At 42.3% G+C, this 19510-nt stretch carries 17 protein-coding genes; 3 read left to right on the forward strand and 14 right to left on the reverse strand.

From position 1 onward, the window contains the following. Nucleotides 1-114: 114 nt before the first annotated feature. The 13 genes from NST40_RS19810 to NST40_RS19870 all read right to left on the reverse strand — a co-directional run bounded on the left by NST40_RS19810 (nucleotide 115) and on the right by NST40_RS19870 (nucleotide 12851). Nucleotides 115-759 carry a Type 1 glutamine amidotransferase-like domain-containing protein gene (locus NST40_RS19810; protein ID WP_076182759.1) on the reverse strand — a complete coding sequence of 215 codons (645 nt, stop codon included), beginning with the start codon at nucleotides 757-759 and terminating at the stop codon, nucleotides 115-117. A gap of 377 nt (nucleotides 760-1136) precedes the next feature. After that, nucleotides 1137-1901, reverse strand: coding sequence for a VOC family protein (locus NST40_RS19815; protein ID WP_076276176.1), 765 nt, complete (start codon nucleotides 1899-1901; stop codon nucleotides 1137-1139). Nucleotides 1902-1903: 2 nt separating this feature from the next. Continuing rightward, nucleotides 1904-2710, reverse strand: coding sequence for a pyrroline-5-carboxylate reductase (gene proC / locus NST40_RS19820; protein WP_076276175.1), 807 nt, complete (start codon nucleotides 2708-2710; stop codon nucleotides 1904-1906). A gap of 17 nt (nucleotides 2711-2727) precedes the next feature. Next, on the reverse strand, nucleotides 2728-3555 hold the full coding sequence (locus NST40_RS19825) for a MetQ/NlpA family ABC transporter substrate-binding protein (protein WP_076141012.1): 828 nt from the start codon (nucleotides 3553-3555) through the stop codon (nucleotides 2728-2730). An 11-nt stretch (nucleotides 3556-3566) separates the two neighbouring features. Then, nucleotides 3567-4586 (reverse strand): uroporphyrinogen decarboxylase family protein, encoded by a 1020-nt coding sequence (locus NST40_RS19830; protein WP_076276174.1) that lies wholly within the window; start codon nucleotides 4584-4586, stop codon nucleotides 3567-3569. A 30-nt stretch (nucleotides 4587-4616) separates the two neighbouring features. Further along, complete coding sequence (locus NST40_RS19835; protein ID WP_036688669.1) at nucleotides 4617-5276, reverse strand: methionine ABC transporter permease; 660 nt, start codon at nucleotides 5274-5276, stop codon at nucleotides 4617-4619. After that, on the reverse strand, nucleotides 5251-6294 hold the full coding sequence (locus tag NST40_RS19840; RefSeq protein WP_076276173.1) for a methionine ABC transporter ATP-binding protein: 1044 nt from the start codon (nucleotides 6292-6294) through the stop codon (nucleotides 5251-5253). The genes NST40_RS19835 and NST40_RS19840 overlap by 26 nt, the downstream gene beginning before the upstream one ends. Before the next feature lie 27 nt (nucleotides 6295-6321). Beyond that, nucleotides 6322-7482: an amidohydrolase gene (locus NST40_RS19845; RefSeq protein ID WP_076276172.1), complete on the reverse strand. Its 1161-nt coding sequence runs from the start codon at nucleotides 7480-7482 to the stop codon at nucleotides 6322-6324. Nucleotides 7483-7502: 20 nt separating this feature from the next. Next, nucleotides 7503-8174 carry a GntR family transcriptional regulator gene (locus NST40_RS19850; RefSeq protein ID WP_052097124.1) on the reverse strand — a complete coding sequence of 224 codons (672 nt, stop codon included), beginning with the start codon at nucleotides 8172-8174 and terminating at the stop codon, nucleotides 7503-7505. A 261-nt stretch (nucleotides 8175-8435) separates the two neighbouring features. After that, nucleotides 8436-9788 (reverse strand): sodium-dependent transporter, encoded by a 1353-nt coding sequence (locus NST40_RS19855; protein WP_076127152.1) that lies wholly within the window; start codon nucleotides 9786-9788, stop codon nucleotides 8436-8438. Nucleotides 9789-10038: 250 nt separating this feature from the next. Next, a complete protein-coding gene (locus NST40_RS19860) occupies nucleotides 10039-10686 on the reverse strand; it encodes a FusB/FusC family EF-G-binding protein (RefSeq protein WP_076179940.1) in 648 nt (215 codons plus the stop codon). 320 nt (nucleotides 10687-11006) lie between these two features. After that, nucleotides 11007-11879 carry a carbohydrate ABC transporter permease gene (locus tag NST40_RS19865; protein WP_036688680.1) on the reverse strand — a complete coding sequence of 291 codons (873 nt, stop codon included), beginning with the start codon at nucleotides 11877-11879 and terminating at the stop codon, nucleotides 11007-11009. A gap of 15 nt (nucleotides 11880-11894) precedes the next feature. After that, entirely contained in the window at nucleotides 11895-12851 is a 957-nt protein-coding gene (locus NST40_RS19870; protein WP_036688682.1) for an ABC transporter permease subunit, read from the reverse strand. Between the two features lie 144 nt (nucleotides 12852-12995). On the opposite strand from NST40_RS19870, the gene NST40_RS19875 reads away from it, so the two are divergent. From NST40_RS19875 to NST40_RS19885, 3 genes are all read left to right on the forward strand, one after another. Then, nucleotides 12996-14807 (forward strand): histidine kinase, encoded by a 1812-nt coding sequence (locus tag NST40_RS19875; protein ID WP_342409914.1) that lies wholly within the window; start codon nucleotides 12996-12998, stop codon nucleotides 14805-14807. A 4-nt stretch (nucleotides 14808-14811) separates the two neighbouring features. Further along, entirely contained in the window at nucleotides 14812-16422 is a 1611-nt protein-coding gene (locus NST40_RS19880; RefSeq protein ID WP_076218728.1) for a response regulator, read from the forward strand. 105 nt (nucleotides 16423-16527) lie between these two features. After that, entirely contained in the window at nucleotides 16528-18213 is a 1686-nt protein-coding gene (locus tag NST40_RS19885; RefSeq protein WP_076127158.1) for an ABC transporter substrate-binding protein, read from the forward strand. Between the two features lie 69 nt (nucleotides 18214-18282). Here the strand turns inward: NST40_RS19885 and NST40_RS19890 are convergent, their stop codons facing one another. Beyond that, nucleotides 18283-19416, reverse strand: a complete 1134-nt coding sequence (locus NST40_RS19890) for an SGNH/GDSL hydrolase family protein (RefSeq protein ID WP_342409915.1) — start codon at nucleotides 19414-19416, stop codon at nucleotides 18283-18285. Nucleotides 19417-19510: the final 94 nt, after the last annotated feature.

Genomic DNA, 19510 nt, shown 5'->3' on the forward strand with positions numbered 1-19510 from the left:
TCTTCCTTTTTCGCAGGAGTAATCAACTCGATTTGCTCGTAAGGTGCTGTCAAATAGGGACTCAAAACAAATACCATTCAGTTAACCGTCAGTGTCACAACCACTCAACCATAATTAGAGCGTCTCAGCCAATTTCTGAATCTTTGAGTGGGAAATTAAATATACATTGCCTATAATGTCGATTTTGTTGCCCTTCACACGTACAGCACCATCTTTGTCTGCCGCCACATAAATATCCATTTTATTTGATAAAGGGAAACGCTCCTCAATCATTGCGGTGTTATCATGATCAAAATGAGCTTCAAAAGAAAAGTGATTAAGAGCCATACCTTCACAAACAGTGCATTCATCCACATATTCATCAGACATGTTCATCCCACCAGCACTTGTTCCCATTACAACAGCATTGCTTTTTTTAATCAAATCCGATAATTCATATTCCGTCAAAAGGTGCTTTTGGTCCCGAGCGGTTCCACCACATAAAAAAACGACAGAGGCGTTTTGAATTAATCGCTGGGCATCTTCCTTCTGCGTGCGGTCATCAATGAAATGATATTCATCAAAATAAATGTTAGCCTGATTAAACCATGTCCTTTCAAAAACACTATCAATATTAACTTGTTCATCACTAAAATCAGACGATTCAGCGCTAATCATAACAAGCGATTTTCTGTCTGTTATATCCTCATGCAACACATTGACTAGCTTCTCAGAAAAGCCCTTATCATAAAACCAATCTAAGTAATAGTGAGTTTTCATCCGTAATTACCTCCATATGTAATATCTAAATTTATCCATTATGTTTATCAAAATTCATAGCGCCAGGCAAGTGAAAAATGTCTATAGTAATATAAATTTAGAGGCATAATCAAAGTTTTTTATCTACGCTAGATCCACATTAAGCTTATCCGGCGAGGAAATGGGCCACGTATTTTTGTTCTGCACCGATTATCTTCACCTCCTTTTATATCATGGACATCGTACCATATAATGGAATTCAATAAATCTTACAAATTGATTAAAACAAAAAAATGCCAGCATCATTAGTACCTTCGGTGAATAGCAAAAAGACTTACTCGAGGTATCGATCCCTTCAAGTAAGTCTTTATTTCTAAAGTTATAACGTTACTAGTCCCTTAAACGAAAACATACTCCCCATCACCAATCGAAATCGTCTTCCCTTTCAGCTCTAACGAATCCGTTTCAAAAACCACCTGCTTGAATTGGTTCTCGTCTCCTTGCACGAAAGCAAATGATCTATCGCCAATCTTAAGGCTGAAGGTATCATCCTCTGACTTCGTAACAGGCAGTCCGAATATGGTTCCCCAATGGTTGGCTGCAGCTTCAGGATCGGAGACATGAAATACAGCACGGACGATTTCGACTTCTCCCGCAGGATGAGGTTTAATGACTCCAGATGATGTTAATCTTTCCACTCGCTCTGTATCCGTTCCGATCCATTGAATGATGAACGGATAGACCAGTCCCCCAAAGTCACCAGCAATGGTCATCATCCGCCACTCTATTAATCTTCCCTCGTTATCTAGACGCTTACCATCGATAATTGGAGATAATGATAAGCCTGCTGCTTTCAGGGAAGCCGCTACTTCTTCAATATCATCCGTCCGGATGACTACTCTACTTAGAACTTCATGTTCTGGTAGAAGTTTTACTGCATCTTTCACCACTAAATTATGTTCAGTTGCCTTTGCCAGCTCAAGATTCTCAATGCCCAGAAACTCGAGATAGGTTAGCCCAAAGTAACTTAAGGCATTATAGGTTCCCCAATCTTTATGAGAGCCTCCCTTAAAAGCAACCAATCCATGAGCTCCAAAGATCTCAACCGGTTTGGCCAAATCATTGACATAGTGAACTAAATGATCCCATTTCATCGTTGCCATGATTACTTCACTCCCAGCTCAGTAGTACGTTTTACGGCTGCCAGAACACTTCTTTGCAGACCCGCTGCGAAATCACTGTTGTTTAATTCGTACAAGCCATGCATGCCGACACCGCCAGGTGAATTATTAATATCCAGCAGCTGTCGTGGATGCAGCCCTGTCTGTTGCAGCATTGCTACCGAGCCCATCATATTCTCCAGTGCAACCTTCCAGGCTTGGTCACGCGGCAGTCCGGCAAGTACACCTGCATCTACGAGAGATTCAATGAAATAATAGATATAGTTAGGACCCGCCACACCAAATCCAGTGAAAACATCCATTAACGCCTCATCCAGATATTGTACTTTTCCAAAGCCGAGTAGGAAATGCTCCACTTGATCACGAGTAGCATAAGCATTTAACGCTACACCACTATAGCCATATCCTGTATCGGTCAAAGTATTGGGGATAACCCGGATAATGGGCCGTTCAGCTCCAAAATAACCAGCTAACTGATCATTCGTCACACCCGCCACAATCGATACGATTGCGGCAGAAGCTGTAGCGAATTGTTGTACGTTTTGACCAAGGGTAGTTAAATCATCCTGTGGGCGAACTGCCACTACAATCACATCTGCTGTAGACAGGTTATGCTCTTGCGAACTCTTCGTATCTACACCGTATTTGGTATTTAAAAACTGCAGACGCGCTTCATTAATATCCGATACACAAATTTGATTTACAGACAAGGTGTTATTCGCTATACATGCGCGGATGATCGCTTCCGCCATCTGTCCGCCACCAATAAAATGAATCTTTTCTTTGGTCACTTCGTTCACTTCCTTAATTAATTGTTGTCCCAAGCTTCAGGTAGAATGAAACCATCATATTTTTCTAATCCAAGAATATATTCTTCAAACTCTTTGGATTCATAAGCAGCTTTCAAATCTTTAGCCCACTGAGAATTTTCATCCTTTTTATTAACCGATACGATAATTCTGTGTTCCATAGGTGTGTTTTCTATTTTCAAAGCATCCGTAATCTTTCTGTCCGAATTAGCAATATAATTACCATTTACAACGCCATAATCAACATCTTGAAGGGAGACAAGGATTTGAGCGGGGTCCAATATTTTAATATCAATATTATATTTATCCGGTTCCATACTATTAATATTAAAATCCGCTACGCCTGCCCCTTCTTTAATTTTGACCCAACCCAATTCTTCCAGAATACGCAGTGCACGCTCTTGGTTTACCGGATCGTTCGGAACAGCTACGGTTGTACCGTCTTTAACATCGTCTAGCGTGGTATGATTTACAGAATAAAGACCTTGTGGAGCACCTGGAACATAAGCAATTCCGACCATATCTGCATTGATTTCTTCGTTAATGGCCTCCATATAAGCTGTACTTTGGAATATGCTTGCGTCAATGGAGCCTTCCTTCATTGCTGGATTGACCTGCATGTTTTGCGAGAAGGTTTTAATGTCAACGGAATACCCTTGTTTCTCTAGAATCGGTAGAATCGATTGGCGGAATTGTTCCTCATAGGTTCCGACACCAAATCCAACGGTAAGCTTTTTCTTATCTCCAGAATCCCCCGCCTCTTTATTGCCACAAGCCGTCAACACTGCAAGAACACCTATCATCATCACTAACATTAACTTTTTCATACTTATTTCCCCTATTCCAATATAGATTTTTTAAATTGTGCCAACGCCTCATCCGTCACATTGAGTGGGATTGCGCAATTTGGAGATAGAATAAACGGCTGGTCTTTCATTAACTTTAATGCATCTTCAGCCTGCTGCTTGATTTGGGCAATATCGTTTACCGCAAACAACCCATGATCGACTCCACCCACTTTAGTAGCCTTGAGATTTGCCTCTAACCCTGGATTCCCCTCGGCTATCGTATCCCAACTGATCCCGTCAATCCGATAATCGTTGAACTTCTCAGGCTGGGCGTAGGCTCCACAAGTATGAAGAATGTTTTTTCCATAGCTTGCTGCTTCTAACACAATAGAATCATAAGGTCTGGACAGTTCGTCAAACATAGCTTCATCAAATAATCCTGGGTGAGCTGTGCCCGTCACTGCGTAGAACAAACCGTCAGAACCCGCTTGCTGTAACTCTTGTACATAATCGGCTAAGGTTAAGGAAATCGCATGTAGCGCATGATGTGCTGCCGCTCGATGTTCTTTAAACAAGGATTCCAAAGTTACCGGGTGCTCAATACCAAACACCGTTTTAGTAACGTAAGCAGAACGCCCTACAATAAATAGCAATACTGTTAATGGTGAAAATACCGTTTGGATTAGCGGGGTGTCTGGTAACCCTTGACGAATTTTTCTAACCGCATCTAAATGCTCTGCCAAAGGGGCTGACTGGACTGCCTTTTTGACGTCGATATCCCACAGACTAGCCGCTGTTGGAATAGCCGTCGTTTGCTGTCTCGGAAATACGGTCTGATAATCCGTAAAATCGTATTGATTCCCCCAAGCTTCCGCCAGATAAGTCGCTCTTGGATTAATCTTGACCCAATCCCAATCATATTTTTTCGTAAAAGAAATTGTAGTTTCTGCTAAATCCTCTGCAGTTTGTTCTTTGTCGATAAAATGGCGCCAACCACTTCCGATTGGACGATCCGCCCGTTCTCCAGATAATAATGCTTTAAAACGATCTTGCTTACTCCATTCACTCATCTGTCGAATCCCTCCCAGAATATGTAGTAACTAGTAACGGCGAATTTTTCTTGCTAGCGTGTTGCCTAAAGACTGAATACCTTGCACTAAAATAATGAGGATAATCACGGTGGCTACTACGACAACAGTGTCAAAGCGTTGGTATCCATATACAATCGCCAAGTCTCCCACGCCGCCTCCCCCTACCGTTCCAGCCATTGCAGTTGCACCTATCAAACCAATCGTCGCTGTAGTAAGAGACAGGATTAAGGATCCAACCGCCTCTGGCAATAAAAAGTACCAAATGACTTGAAAAGGAGTGGCTCCCATCGCCTCAGCGGCTTCAAGGATTCCCGGATTCACTTCAAGCAGTGAGTTCTCTACCAACCGTCCTATATAAGGTGCGATATAGATAATCAAGGGTACGATCGCTGCGCTTGTCCCAATTGAAGTATGAACAATCAATCGTGTGAAAGGCACAATCGCAACCAGTAAAATAATAAAAGGCAATGAGCGAATGATGTTGATAATTGGATTTAGTACGGCGTAAAGCGCTTTGTTCTCCAAAACCCCACCCGGACGAGTGATGACAAGCAATATCCCAAATGGGATCCCAATCAGGGAACCAACAAACAAGGAGAACCCTACCATTTGAATTGTTTCTATAATCGCCTGCAGAAATTGATCACCTGTTACTGTGGTCGAAAACATTAGATTCTACCTCCTCTACAGCGACTCCATTTCTTGTTAAGAAAGATAATGCATTGTTAATCTCTGCTGCCTCACCATCGAATTGAATGATCACTGTTCCCAGTGTTGTTTCTTGAATCTCCGTCGTATTCGCAAATAAAATATTGACCTTTATATCGCAGGAGCGAATCATTTCAAACAGGATAGGCTCAGAGGCACTTGCTCCCACAAAATTAAGCTTGTACAGCTGACTTCCGGGTTCTGTTTTGATAGATTTCCGCACGCTAGAGGTCATGCTATTTTGAATAACCGTCTTCACGAAATTTTGCGTGGTCAGATGTTTTGGACTTCCGAATACATCCAGAACACTTCCTTGCTCAATAATCCGGCCTTCTTCCATGACCGCTACCTTGTTACAAATTTCTTGAATCACGGACATTTCATGTGTAATGATCATCACGGTAATGTTGTATTCAGCATTGATTTTTTTTAATAGCTGTAAGATAGAATGTGTGGTCTGTGGATCTAAGGCAGAGGTCGCTTCGTCACATAAAAGGATAGACGGATTCGAGGCAAGCGCTCTGGCAATCCCGACACGTTGCTTCTGACCACCTGATAGCTCACTCGGGTAACTCCCCGCTTTGTCACTTAATCCAACAAACTCTAGCAGCTCCATTACCCGCTGGCGGATTTCATTTTTATTCTTTTTCAGGAGAACTAGAGGGATCGCCACATTATCAAATACTTTTTTAGATTCTAATAGATTAAAATGTTGAAAAATCATTCCGATATTTTTCTTAGCGGTACGCAACTCTTTATCGTTGTATGTTCCCAAATCACGTCCAGCGACCATAACTTGTCCTTTGGTGGGTCTTTCCAAATAATTGACTAAACGAATTAATGTACTTTTCCCAGCACCGCTATAGCCGATAACCCCGAATATATCGCCTTTCTCGACCTTTAAATCGATTCCCTTAAGAGCATCAATAGTGGTCCCTTTCCGAGTGAACGATTTGTAAACATTCTTTAATTCAATCATTTCCATTCCCCTCAATCATCTTTAGGATTAAGCTTCCTCTTGCGACTTCACCAGCGCTTGTTCTGCCAATAAAGCGAAGTACTTAGCAGCTGGCAATATCGCAGCTTCATCAACATCGAAACGAGGGTGATGTAAGGGATAGGCTGGACCTGATCCTATATTCACAAAAGCACCCGGTATCTGTTGTAAATAAAAAGAGAAATCTTCTCCACCCATCTGTGGAGGAATATCATGTACTTCATAGCCGAAATCTGAGGCGATCTCTTTGGTAAAGTCCGCCCATTCCCCATGATTTATCGTTGCGGGTGGACCTGGATACCAGTGTAACTGGGCCTCTGCCCCAGCTCCCGCAGCAATCCCTTCGATAAGACGAGTCATTTGTATTGGAATATTGCGGCGAATCTCTTCATTGTAAGTTCTTACTGTACCTTCTAATTCGACTTTTTCCGGCAATACATTCCATGTGAAGCCTCCATTAATTCGGGTAACACTTAACACTACTGGTTCCGTGGTGCTGTTTTGGCGACTTACGATGGTTTGTAGTGCGGTAATGATCTGAGCCGCAGTTACAATCGTATCCACACCTTTTTCAGGATAAGCAGCATGAGCGCCGACACCTTTTATTGTAATTTCAAACCGGTCAACACCGGCTGTTAAAGCTCCTGTTCTTGTTCCAAAAGCTCCCGTAGGCAAGTCAGGTGAATTATGGAGACCAAATATAGCCGCCACATCCTGGAGTCCTCCCGAGGCTAAGACGCTTTCCGCCCCATGCCCTGTTTCTTCCGCGGGTTGAAACAATACTCTAACCTTTCCAGGTAGTTCATTTTCACGATCCTTTAATAATAATGCAGCACCTAAAATAGTAGCCGTGTGAAAATCGTGACCACAGGCATGCATCTTTCCTGGGATCTCTGAGGCAAAGGACAATTCAGTTTGTTCCTCTATGGGAAGTGCATCAATATCACAACGAATGGCCACTATGGGTCCCTGACCCTGCCCGATCTCTGCGATGAGTCCGGTTTGTAAAGGTAAGTCAAGGATGTGAATATTGGCTTGGGTCAGCCATTCCCGTAATTTTGTTGTGGTTTTAAACTCTTCATACGCTAATTCAGGCTCACGATGCAGGTTTCTGCGAACCTCTATTAATTGATTAGCTAAAGCTTGCTCAACCTCATTTAGTGGTTTCATAGGTGATGTCTCCCCTTTCGTTATGCTTCCAGCTTTTCTTCAATCCCTTTGATGCGATCAAGCGCAGTCGATAGACTGCTTAAAATATGATCTTGCATGGCTTTTTCAGCACCATCTTCATTTTTAGCAGCGATCATTTGTAAAATAAGATCATGTTCTTCATCCGCTTGTGTGTTCCAATCCCCATGCATAGAGACGAATCGACAATAACGAAGCGAATGATCTCTTAATTGATTCAGAACCTTCTCGAAGGTTTTTAGTTCGCTGATTTCTGACAAATAATCATGGAACTCAAATCCATATGTAACAAAATTCTGATTATCACCAAGCTGGAACGAGTGTTTCATTTTTGTAATCATCGTCGTTAAATTCACAATATCTTTCTCTGTGGCATGCTTAGCTGCACTTCTTGCAATATAGCCTTCAAGCATGCTGCGAATAAGAAATATTTCTTCAACCTCTTTAAGGGTTACTGAAGCTACCCGCAGTCTTCCATTTGGCTGTCGAACCAGAAAATCCTCGTTCTCCAGTCTCTGTATCGCCTCTCTTAGAGGTGTGCGGCTGACCCCGAGCAAGGCCGCCAAATTTTCTTCATTTACAGGTTGATTCGGTTCAAACTCGCTATCAATAATTTTTTGTTTTAATTCATAGTAGGTATTATCCTTTGATAACCTTCGTGATCGTATCGCCATTTCTATACTGCTCCTCATCGATAATCTGTGGGGTCCGAATCCCAATAATATATTTGTATAATTGTATACAATTATTAGTTAAGAATGGATTGGTTAGTTACATTCCCTTCCATACCGTTCAAGCTTTTTTATACTATATTCCAATTATTCCACCTAGTCAAGTAGGAATTAAAAATCAATTTAATCCCCTCTTTTCAACACAAAAAAACCCTACAACCCTCAGGGGGTGTAGAGCTATTTTTGGATAAATAAATTTCAGAATTAGAAGGAAATAATCCCCGAGGTATGGAGCAGCACTAGGAACACTAGGATCGGCGCCACATAACGGAGCATAAACAGCCAAACACGGAACCAGCGCGCCTGTAGTCCAGCGGCTTCCGCTGCACCTTTCCAGAAATAACCGGCGAAGATGGTAATCAGCAGACCTCCAAGCGGCAGCATAATGTTAGAGGTGATAAAATCCAGCCCATCAAATAGAGATTTGCCACCAATCGTTAGCTCCGGGAACATCCCCAGTGACATCGCTAAAGGAATACTAAGAAGGAAACAGATCAGCGTCAAAATCCAAACCGAACGTTTCCGGCTCCAATTCCAGCGCTCCATTGTGAAGGATACAGGCACTTCAAGCAGCGATACAGCTGAGGTTAGAGCAGCAATCGCCAGCAAGATAAAGAACAAACCGCCGAAAAGCGCACCAAAAGGCATAGCCGAGAAAGCGGCTGGCAAAGCGATAAAAATCAGCGAAGGCCCCTGATCAGGAGCAATACCAAATGAGAACGTCGTCGGAAAAATAATCAAGCCTGCGATAAACGCGTATAACAAATCTCCTGCACCGATTGCGATGGCAGCGGTACCCAGCGATTGTTTTTTATCAACATAAGATCCGTAAGTCAGGAGAATCCCCATCCCGAGCGATAATGAAAAGAAGGCATGTCCCAATGCAACTAGCGCAGATTCCGCTGTCAACACTGAAAAGTCCGGTTTTAGGAAAAAAGATACCCCTGCGGATGCACCCGGTAAGGTTACTGCGCGAATCATTAACACTACAAGGAGTACGACCATACCAGGAATTAATACTTTGTTAAATTTCTCAATCCCGCCTGATACGCCAAGGATGACTACACCCGCCGTAATCAGAATGGCTATCCCCTGCCAAACGATCGGCATATATCCGGAGACAAACGAATTGAATTCGCCTGCATAATCAGTAGTGCTGAATAGTTGTCCATTAAAAGCAATCATCGAATAGTTCAGCGTCCAGCCAGCAACAATAATATAAAAAGAGAGAATTAGAAACGGCGCAAGTACCTGCAACATTCCAGCTGCAAACCAACTTTTCCCGCCTCCAGCCCGCATAAAAGAGGTCGCCGCGCTACCACGCCCGCTGCGTCCGATAGCCAGTTCTGCCAACAGCACCGGTAACCCTATCAGCACTAAACAGACGATGAAAAGCAGGAAAAAAGCTGCCCCCCCATTTTCTCCTGTAATATAAGGAAACTTCCACATATTCCCTAGCCCAACCGAGCTGCCGATGGCGGCAAAAATAAAGCCCGCGGAAGAGAAGCGTTCCTCCTTCTCCGAGAGAAGATTTTTGTTACCCTTCATTTGATTCATTATAACGCCCCGTTTTCTTTTTTAGACCTCATTATAGCTTAAGTAACAAAGCACGTCATATGGAAATTTTCTGACTATTTTTATAACCACTCGAATTCTCTGTTTGTAAACGCTTATATTATTCATTCGGCCCTTGAATCTCATTATATCCACTAATGTCGTGCCCCATTGCTTCAATGAAACGGATTGTCTATATCCTGACAATATTTTTAACAAAAAAGGCTCCCACTAAGGGAGCCTTTTCTAAACATTATTTGCGGACAGAGAGAATGAACCTCTCAAGCTTAGCTGTATCGGTTATGCTCCGATTACATTCCAGATTATCCAGACATACGTATTGACCCACAGCAGAAATATTATCCGGCGAAACGTTCACATTCTTGGTCTTAACATAAAAGAATGCAAGCTCTTGATGCCGATTGCAGAACATGCAGTACCCTTTTTTGTGCGTTGGTGTGATTCTACCCTCAATACCAATGAACTGTCCTTCGTACGGATAGATAATGAATAATTTATTACTGGCAATATCTATCCAACTCAAATACGTTATGTTGCGATAGTCGATGAGTTGTAGATCAGGTACTTTCAGTTTCTTATTCTTAGGGAATAGCTTCTGAATCTGCTTCAGCGTAATCGTCGGATATGACTCTAGGTATGGTTCTAATTCACTAAGATATCTCTGGAAATCTTCTGCAGTTTCGAAGGTCGATATTTGTTCCAGCATCTGCTTGTGATTCTCCGTAAGAGAAGGAAATGCCTCAATAATGTTCGTAGCAGCACTATATCTTACAGTCTCCAAGACTCTACGATCCGCAACGGTTCGCAGGGTATGCAGAACAAATTTCGTTTGTTTCTTAATTAAGTTATATTGATGGTTTCTAATAAATGGTGTACACATCGCTTTTCAGCCCCTTATTTATATTAAAAGTTCATAAGGTGCAAAGCCCATTTATAGAAACGATAAAATTAAGTTGGGCGATATAGTCCATCCATCGCACCTCACGCAAAGTATCGCCCTATATTAGGCTTTGCGTGAGGAACTTCTAGCTAATGGGCATTTCAACATTAGCACTGTACCACCTCCGAGCATATTTCATGCCAAAAGTATAGCACCGTATTTTAGAAGGCGCAATTCATCTGGGAATGCTTATTTGCATGCCATACCTACAAAAAAAAAGGGAGCTACATGGACTAGTCCAGTAACTCCCTCTTTTTTGACTATTCTTTTACAGCGCCGACTACGATCCCTGTCACAAAATAACGTTGCAGGAATGGATAAACTAACAATATCGGTAGCGCACTTATGAAAATCTGTGAAGCCCGTATGGTCCGTTGAGACAAGTTAGCTACAGCTGACGGATCAAGCTTGGACATATCTGCCTGAACGATAATGGTCTGCATAAACGTCGCCAGCGGCAGCTTATCCGAATCTCTGATATAGATTATACCGTCAAAGTAAGAGTTCCAATGGCCCACCATCATGAATAAGGAAACCGTTGCAATGACTGGTAAGGAGACTGGTAAATATATTTTCAAAAAGGTCTTAAAATGTCCTGCTCCATCAATAAAGGCTGCTTCCTCAAGGTCCTTAGGTACACCACGGAAGAAGTTCAGCAGCAAAATGATGTTAAATACGGCTACCAATCCAGGTAAGATAAGTGCCATCAAAGAATTCATCAGCCCGAGCTTTAGAATCAGGATATATCCCGGAATCAGACCCCCACTGAACAACATGGTTACGACAAAATACCAAAGATAGATATTACGCGCCCGGAAAACTCTAGTTTCCTTAGAAAGAGCATAGGCTGCAACCGTATTTACTACCAGTGCAAGTGCTGTTCCTAGTATTGTCCGCTCTACCGACACCCACAGGGATGTAAGAAAATTAGTATTGTTAAAAGTTTTTGCATAGGCCTCCAAAGTGAAGCCAATTGGCCAAAAGGTGACCAACCCAGCATTGGCTGGGGCGGACGCACTAAGAGATACCATGAGTAAGTGATACAATGGCAGCAAGCAGAGCACCGAAAGGATAGTTAGGAGCACATTATTGAATATGCTAAATATTCGATATGGAAGGGTTTTATGGTACATTTGTTGTCATCCTTTCTAGAAAATTCTGTACCCTGCAAATCTATAGGCAAGTCGGTATGAAATAACGATTAGAATTAAACTAATTGCTGATTTAAAAAGATTAACTGCGGTCGCAAAGCTGAATTGTCCGCTGAGAAGACCTTCTCTATACACAAAGGTATCAATGATATCCCCTTGTTGATAGATCAAAGGACTATATAGGTTAAATACCTGGTCAAAGTTGGCGTTCAATACATTGCCCAGTGCCAAGGTCGCAATTACAATAGCAATTGGAATAAGTGCTGGTATGGTAATATACATCGTTTGCTTCCAGCGACCTGCCCCATCCACTTCAGCAGCTTCATAAAGTGATGGATTAATGCCGGATAGCGCAGCTAGGAAAATGATCGTGTTGAAACCAAATTCTTTCCAAACATCACTGGCTATGATGGTAAATCGGAACCAGTTGCCGTCCCCTAGAAAAAAGATCGGTTTTATGCCGAAAACGGACGAAATAAACTGATTCACAATCCCTGTTTGAGCTAGGATATCGATCAGAATTCCTGAAAGGGTAACCCATGACAAGAAATGCGGTAGATAGACGAGTGTTTGAATCGATCTTTTAAGGCCCATATTCCTTACCTCATTAAGCAACAAGGCGAATATAAAAGGAATAATCAGGTTCAAAACAATTTTGGAGCAAGCAAAAAACAGTGTGTTCCAGGTAATTTGCAGGAAGTAATCGTTCTCCCACATGTACCTAAAATGCTTAAGTCCGACCCATTCGGAATCAAAAAATCCTAATGCAGGCTTATAATCCTGAAATGCCATGAGTATTCCTGACATGGGGATATAAGAAAAAATAAAAACCATAATTGCCGCCGGTAATACCATGAAGTGGAGCACCCATGGTTGTTTATAGCCTTTTTTTCTTTTTCTTTTTATACTTGGTTTATTTTCCAGGCCTACCTGCTGTATTGAATTAGCCTCCATAGCTCTCTCCTGTTCCCAAAAAAAATATTTTGTGTGTGATGGGGATCTCTGCTATAAATAGTATCAGGCGTTTCTCAGGTTTGACTATATAACATTGTTAGGCTTGATATGGTTTTATTAGGACATCATCTGGAGGGTACATTTATGAATATTTGGAAGCGCTTTACATCCCTGAGAGAATTAACACAATCCCGGTTTAGTTTATTTGCCAAAATAAACTGCCTGATCATACTCTTGTTCATCCCCATCATTATCATGTATACCTTTTCAAATAACGTCACATACGATGTTGTAAGCAAAGAGCTGCAGGTGTCCAATACGAAGCAGCTCACTTTTCTGTCCAGTCAAATTGATTCGCGTATTAATCAGATGATGGACTTCACCCTTATCCTTTCTAGAGATCCCAATGTCAGAGCCTTCAACGGATTAAACATTTGGGCGGATCGATATGATCAGATGCAGACCCGGTATGTCATTCAGGAAAAGATGGTGCTTCAATCTGGGGTTGCAGATATTTGGCCTGCCAGATATGCCGTACATTCACAGCAAAATAAAGATGTCATCTCCAACTACAATCGAGCATTTGGGTATGATGAGGATTACTTAAAAAGAAATATGAGTGGAAAATGGACGTATGGCGATCACAGCTTGGAATCTAAAGATGAGTTAAAATCCTTCTACTGGTTCTATACAGATTCCTTAGCTCAGCCGGGGATGTTGACGGGAAGCAACTTGGTGATTGAGGCCAGCTTCAGTTATGAGAATATTCAGAACATGCTGGATACGTACAAGGAAGGTGGACAAGGTGATCCTTTTCTCTATCATAAAGGGAACTCGCCAATTCTGAATCGCAGTGCGGACAAACAGCTATCTGAAGAACTCATTCGTTACCTGGATAAACACTCACCTGAGAATACTACCCAGGATGTAGTCAAACTCAATGGCAAGAACTACCTGGTCAGCTCTGTGAAGTCCTCCTATTTGGATTGGAATTTAATAGATGTTGTCCCTCTATATCAAATCCTAAAACCCATTTCGCTCAGTCAGGATTTGTTCTATATCTCGATGATTTTGCTGTTTGTTATGGGAATTTCCGCTTCCATATTACTATATAGAAATGTTCAATATCCTATCAAAAAGCTAATTAAAGGCTTACGGCGCGTGCAGCGTGGAGATTATTCTGTACGTCTTCATAACGAGGGCCGGAACGAGTTTTCGTTTCTATTCCATCGCTTTAATGATATGTCCCATCAAATTCAAGACCTGATAGAGAATGTGTTCAATGAGAAAATCCGTGCCCGCGAAGCTACACTTAAGCAACTGCAGGCGCAAATCAATCCGCATTTTCTCTATAACTGCCTTGGTTATATTATCAATATGGCCCAAATGAAGGATGAGGACGCTGTCGTCTCCATGGCTTATAATTTAAGTGCTTACTACCGTTATACTACCCGAATGGAACGGGAAACCGCGTCACTGGATGAAGAAATCAAGCTGCTCGTCAACTATTTGGATATTCAAAAGCTGCGCAATGCCAGAATTGATTATCATATCGAAATCCCTGAGAACATGTTAAGCCAGTCTGTGCCACGTCTAATGCTACAACCTATTGTGGAGAATTCAGTCATTCACGGAGTGGCAAAATCGTATTCATCGGGTGAGATCAGCATTAGTGGTGAGATTTCGAACGGCTTCTGCAAGATCTACATTGATGACGACGGACCTGGCTTGAATCCGGAGCAGCTGGAAGCTTTGAATCGTAAAATGCAGGAGCCATTGCAGGAAGAAATGGGCTGCGGGCTCTGGAATACGAATCAGCGGATCATGCACCTGTTCGGCAATCAATCCTGTCTAACCTATAAACCATCCCCTCTTGGAGGTTTCCGAACAGAGATTATCTGGGAAATCCCTACGGAGGATGAATATTCTAAATTTAAGAATCATCAAGGAGAATAACAACATGCAAATGATTATAGTAGACGATGAAGCACACTGGGTAGATAATCTTGCCATGACTAAACCCTGGCATACGCTAGGCATTGAACAGGTGCATAAAGCGTATTCGGCCCGTGAAGCGCTACAAATTATCGATACAAACCCTATTGATATTGTGATCTCGGATATCCAAATGCCCGAAATGACGGGAATTGAATTAATAGAGCGGATAAGAAAACGTGATAAAAAGATCAAATGTATTATTTTATCAGGCCATTCGGAGTTCGATTACGCCAAAAAAGCACTTCAGCATAATGCCGTCGATTACTTGCTTAAGCCACCTACCGATGATGAAATTATCGGTGCAGTCAAAACTGCCATCGAGCAATTGAACACAGAATGGGAACTTATCAGTTCGCTTAAGCGAACCCAGTTTACCCTACGGGAAAATCTGCCGCTTTTACGTGGTCAACTGCTCCTTGATGCCTTGCAAGGTCATCAATTTCAAGCTGGCGAATGGGAACGGAAGCTCGTAACTTATGATTTGCCCTTCCATTCTGGCGATTGCGCTTTGATGCTTGTACGCATGGAAGAAGAATTTAGCCATTATAACAATAATGATCAAACCTTAATTGAATATGCCATCATCAATATGGCTGAAGAGATTATGGGTGAATTCATGCAGGTCTGGGGCGTTAAAGAGGAACATGGATATCTTGTGTTTCTGCTTCAGCTTAAAGAGAAAGGATCCGACATCGGCAAAGAAACCATCCTAGAAAAGCTTTCTTTACAGCTTCAGTATAAGGTTAAGCAATTTCTGAAAGGTTCCCTGTCCATAGTAATCACCGAGTGGTTCCAGTTTCCCGAGAAGGTGTCGAGCCGTTTCCGTCAGGCCACAGCTTATTTCCGGCAGATCGTGGGAGACGAGCGCGAATTCGTAATGCGGGTCAGCGAATTTGAACCTTCCACTACCCAAGGACCTTTGGATGCCCTTTACACCCCGCCGACACTAATTCACCTGCTTGAAAGTGGGCATTGGGATGCTGCGGAAGAGAAACTACTCGCTGTCTGCGCGGAGCTGGATGAGAAATGGTCTGAATCGTGGGAGCATTGCATGGAGGCCGGTTTTTTAATCACTGCATCCTTCACGAATCTCGCACACCGAAATGGGCATACTCTAGCTAACTTAGCGGGAGACGATCTCGGTTGGTTGCAAAGCGGTGAAGCGTTCTCGACCATCGGTAAACTTAGAAAATGGTCCCTCAGCATTCTGAGCAAATTGAAAGAAGGAACGTCTAACGAAATTAAAGACATCAGGTCTGAATATGTGAAAAAGATTCAAGATTTCACAGACAAAAACCTGCATTTAGATGTTTCATTACGGGTTCTGGCTGACCATGTAAACCTCCATCCGACTCATTTATCAAAAATTTATAAGATTGAAACGGGTGAAGGAATAAGCGATTATATCTCGCGTCTGCGCATGGATCGCGCCTGCCATAAGCTGAAGACTACCTCTAAAAAAGTCTATGAAATCAGCATGGAGATTGGCTATATGGACCCTGCTTATTTTATAAAAGTGTTCAAACGACAGTTCGGAGTAACGCCGCAGGAATATCGAGACAATAATAAATAGCATGATAGAGTCCTATCGAAACTAAAAATCTCATATAGATGCCATCCCCGACTAGTTGTTAAAGTTACACTTGTAAAGATCATACACAGTAGGGGGAATTAAAGAATGATCAAATTCAAAAAAATGTGGTCGTTGTTAACGGTCACAGCACTTATCACACTCACAGCCTGTGGCAGTGGCGGCGGAAATAATGAAAACGCCAAACAAAACAATACCACATCGTCTGAGACTAGTTTATCTGAAGCAGATGCTGCTTTTGAAAAAGGTAAATACGATCCACCCATCGAGTTCAGTTCGGTATTGATGCCGAAGAAATATGTTCAAGGTGATACCAAAGAAAACAATGTTCACGATCGCTGGATGCTGGAAACACTGGGCATGAAGCATAAAGATACTTGGTATCCTGCCAATGACGATCAATACAGACAAAAGCTTCAGCTTGCCATTGCTTCTGGCGAAAAGCTGCCTGACTTCGTTTCTGTACCAACCAATGCAGTATTGACCAATCAACTGATTGATTCCGGTCAGTTCATTGCTATCGATGAGTTGTTCGACAAATATGCTAATAAAATTCTAAAAGATCATGCTGCAGCACACCCAGAACTTTGGTATCCATTCACAAAAGACGGTAAGAAATACAATATGCCGATCCTTGAATATACCGATAATGACGATACTCTTCTCTGGTTACGTGAAGATTGGATGGAAAAGCTGAACCTTCAGGCTCCAAAAACAATCGCCGATCTTGAGAATATCATGGACAAATTTAAGAACGAAAACCCTGACGGTCTAGCACCTAAAGATGTTTTCCCACTTGCGATTTCTTTGAAAAATAATACAAACACCTGGATGGGCCAACTCGACTGGTTATTCGGTGCTTACGGTACGATTGAGGAACAATGGAATAAAGATGCCGACGGCAATCTGGAATACGGTTCCATTAACCCTGGTGCTAAACAAGCCCTTGCTAAGCTTAGTGAGTGGATGGACAAAGGTTATATTCACACAGACTCTGCACTTTGGGATGAAGGTAAATCTGCTGAAAGCTGGACAAAAGGCGCCGCAGGTATTCTACCAGGAGCAAACTGGGTTCCAGACTGGCCGGCTCCCGATCTTATGAAAAATGTACCTGGAGCGAAGATCAAAGCTTATCCGGTTCCAGCAGGTCCAGACGGACTCATCGGTACCAAATGGCAGAACTCTGGGGTAAACGCTAGTATCATGATTAACAAAGATGCTAAGCACCCTGAAGCAATTTTCTTATACTACAACTACTTGCTTGATAACCTAGCTAATCCAGCAGCTGGTAGTGAATTTGAATACGGCTTTGCTAAAGGCTACGATTGGGACATGATTGATGGAAAGCCCACTAGTGATAAAGAGAAGATTAAAGACTTCTCCAATGAGTTTCCTTTCTTAACTGGACCGGCTCGTATTCCTGATCTGTTCATGAAGACATTGGTTAAACTTGCTGATGGTGAAACCCCTGTAACTCCTTATGAAAAACAAATGGCTGAGTTCCGTAAACCGGAAAACTGGGCCGCTGCAAAAGTTGTTATGTCACAAATAGACATTCGTAGACAGAACTATTTCACTGGCGCTGCGACACCAACGATGGTATCCAAATGGAATCTGCTTCGTCAATCCGAAATGGAAACCTTCAACAAAATCATTTACGGTAAGCTTCCTGTAGATGCCTTTGACTCCTTTGTTTCCAACTGGAAAGCAAATGGTGGTGATCAAATCACCAAAGAAGTTAACGAATGGTTCAAGTCTGTATCCACCAAATAGACTAAAGTAAATAAAAACAAGCCAGAGCGTGATCCTTTCGCTCCGGCTTATTTTTTTATGAATTCCTCATTAACTTTCGCTCGCTAGAATCCCTTTCAAATACCCCGTCAACTCTTTTGCCGCTTGTTCATGAGCTAATGCTCCCGGATGACTTCTTGCCCCTATGGTCTCATCCGTCATATTTGGAAGCTGCAATACAGAAACCTGCTTGTCCCCTGTTTTCTTGCTATAAACATCGACCGCGCGGTAGATCACTGGCATCATCGGGATACCAAGCATCCCATATGCCCATACGAGATGTGCATGTTGATTATTTTTTCTAAGCTTCATCAGAAATTTCTCGGCGGCATCGACAAAAGCTTGTATATCATCCTCATGATAGGTCCCGTCTTCATTTAAACGTTGTTTATGGCTCTCCCCTGTTACCTCATCTTTCCATTCTGGCGATTGAAAAGCGCCCCCATCATTTGTTCCTAGATTAACTACCACAACATCTGGCTGCCAGGTTTCAAAAGAATGTTCTTGAAAAGCTCCTAAAGCTTCGTTTTTTGCTCCAGTTAGAAGACCACAAACCTGCTCATAACAATCAGGGATATTACCGTGCGGATTATTATCCCAGCTAGTAAGGACGCCCCAGCCACTTTGAGAAATAACTCTATATTCTGCATTTAAAGCATCTGCTGTCATTCTGGTATAGTTGTTGATGGCGCTAAACCACATTGGAATCCAATCTTCTTCAGCCTTGGCACCTATACTTCCTTCTCCGGATGTGATGCTGTCACCTATGAACTCTATCTTGTGGGGTTTGTCCGCAACAGGCAGGAATTTTCCATCCATCTTCACCGCATGTATCTGCAAAGAGCAGCCAGGGTCTCCACTCATTGCCTGCACATCTTTTACAATACGGACATTTTTCACAACACGATCATTCATGCCTCTAAATACACAAATCCAATACCTGCCTGCTACTAACATTTGTCTGCTAACAGGAACGGAATTGATCAGGATGCTAATCCAGGGTTCATAAACATCATAATCTGCTTCTACTTCAAGCCATAGCTCAGAATTTTTAACATTTAATTCGACCGCACTGCCTGTCCAAAATAACGTTAGTGGAGAAAGTGACCCTGTTGTTCTGCCGTGAATTTTCAGATGTTCGATATCAGCTAATGTATGTACCTTTAAGTTTGTATTCTGTTTCATAAAATCGCCTCCTAAATTACCGCTAGAATCCTAATCTACACTTCTACTTCACTACTTCTTCAATACTATCTTATAATCCTTTTCCAAATAGCAT

It is taken from the genome of Paenibacillus sp. FSL R10-2778 (assembly GCF_038593035.1).
Classification (GTDB): Bacteria; Bacillota; Bacilli; order Paenibacillales; family Paenibacillaceae; genus Paenibacillus_AQ; species Paenibacillus_AQ odorifer.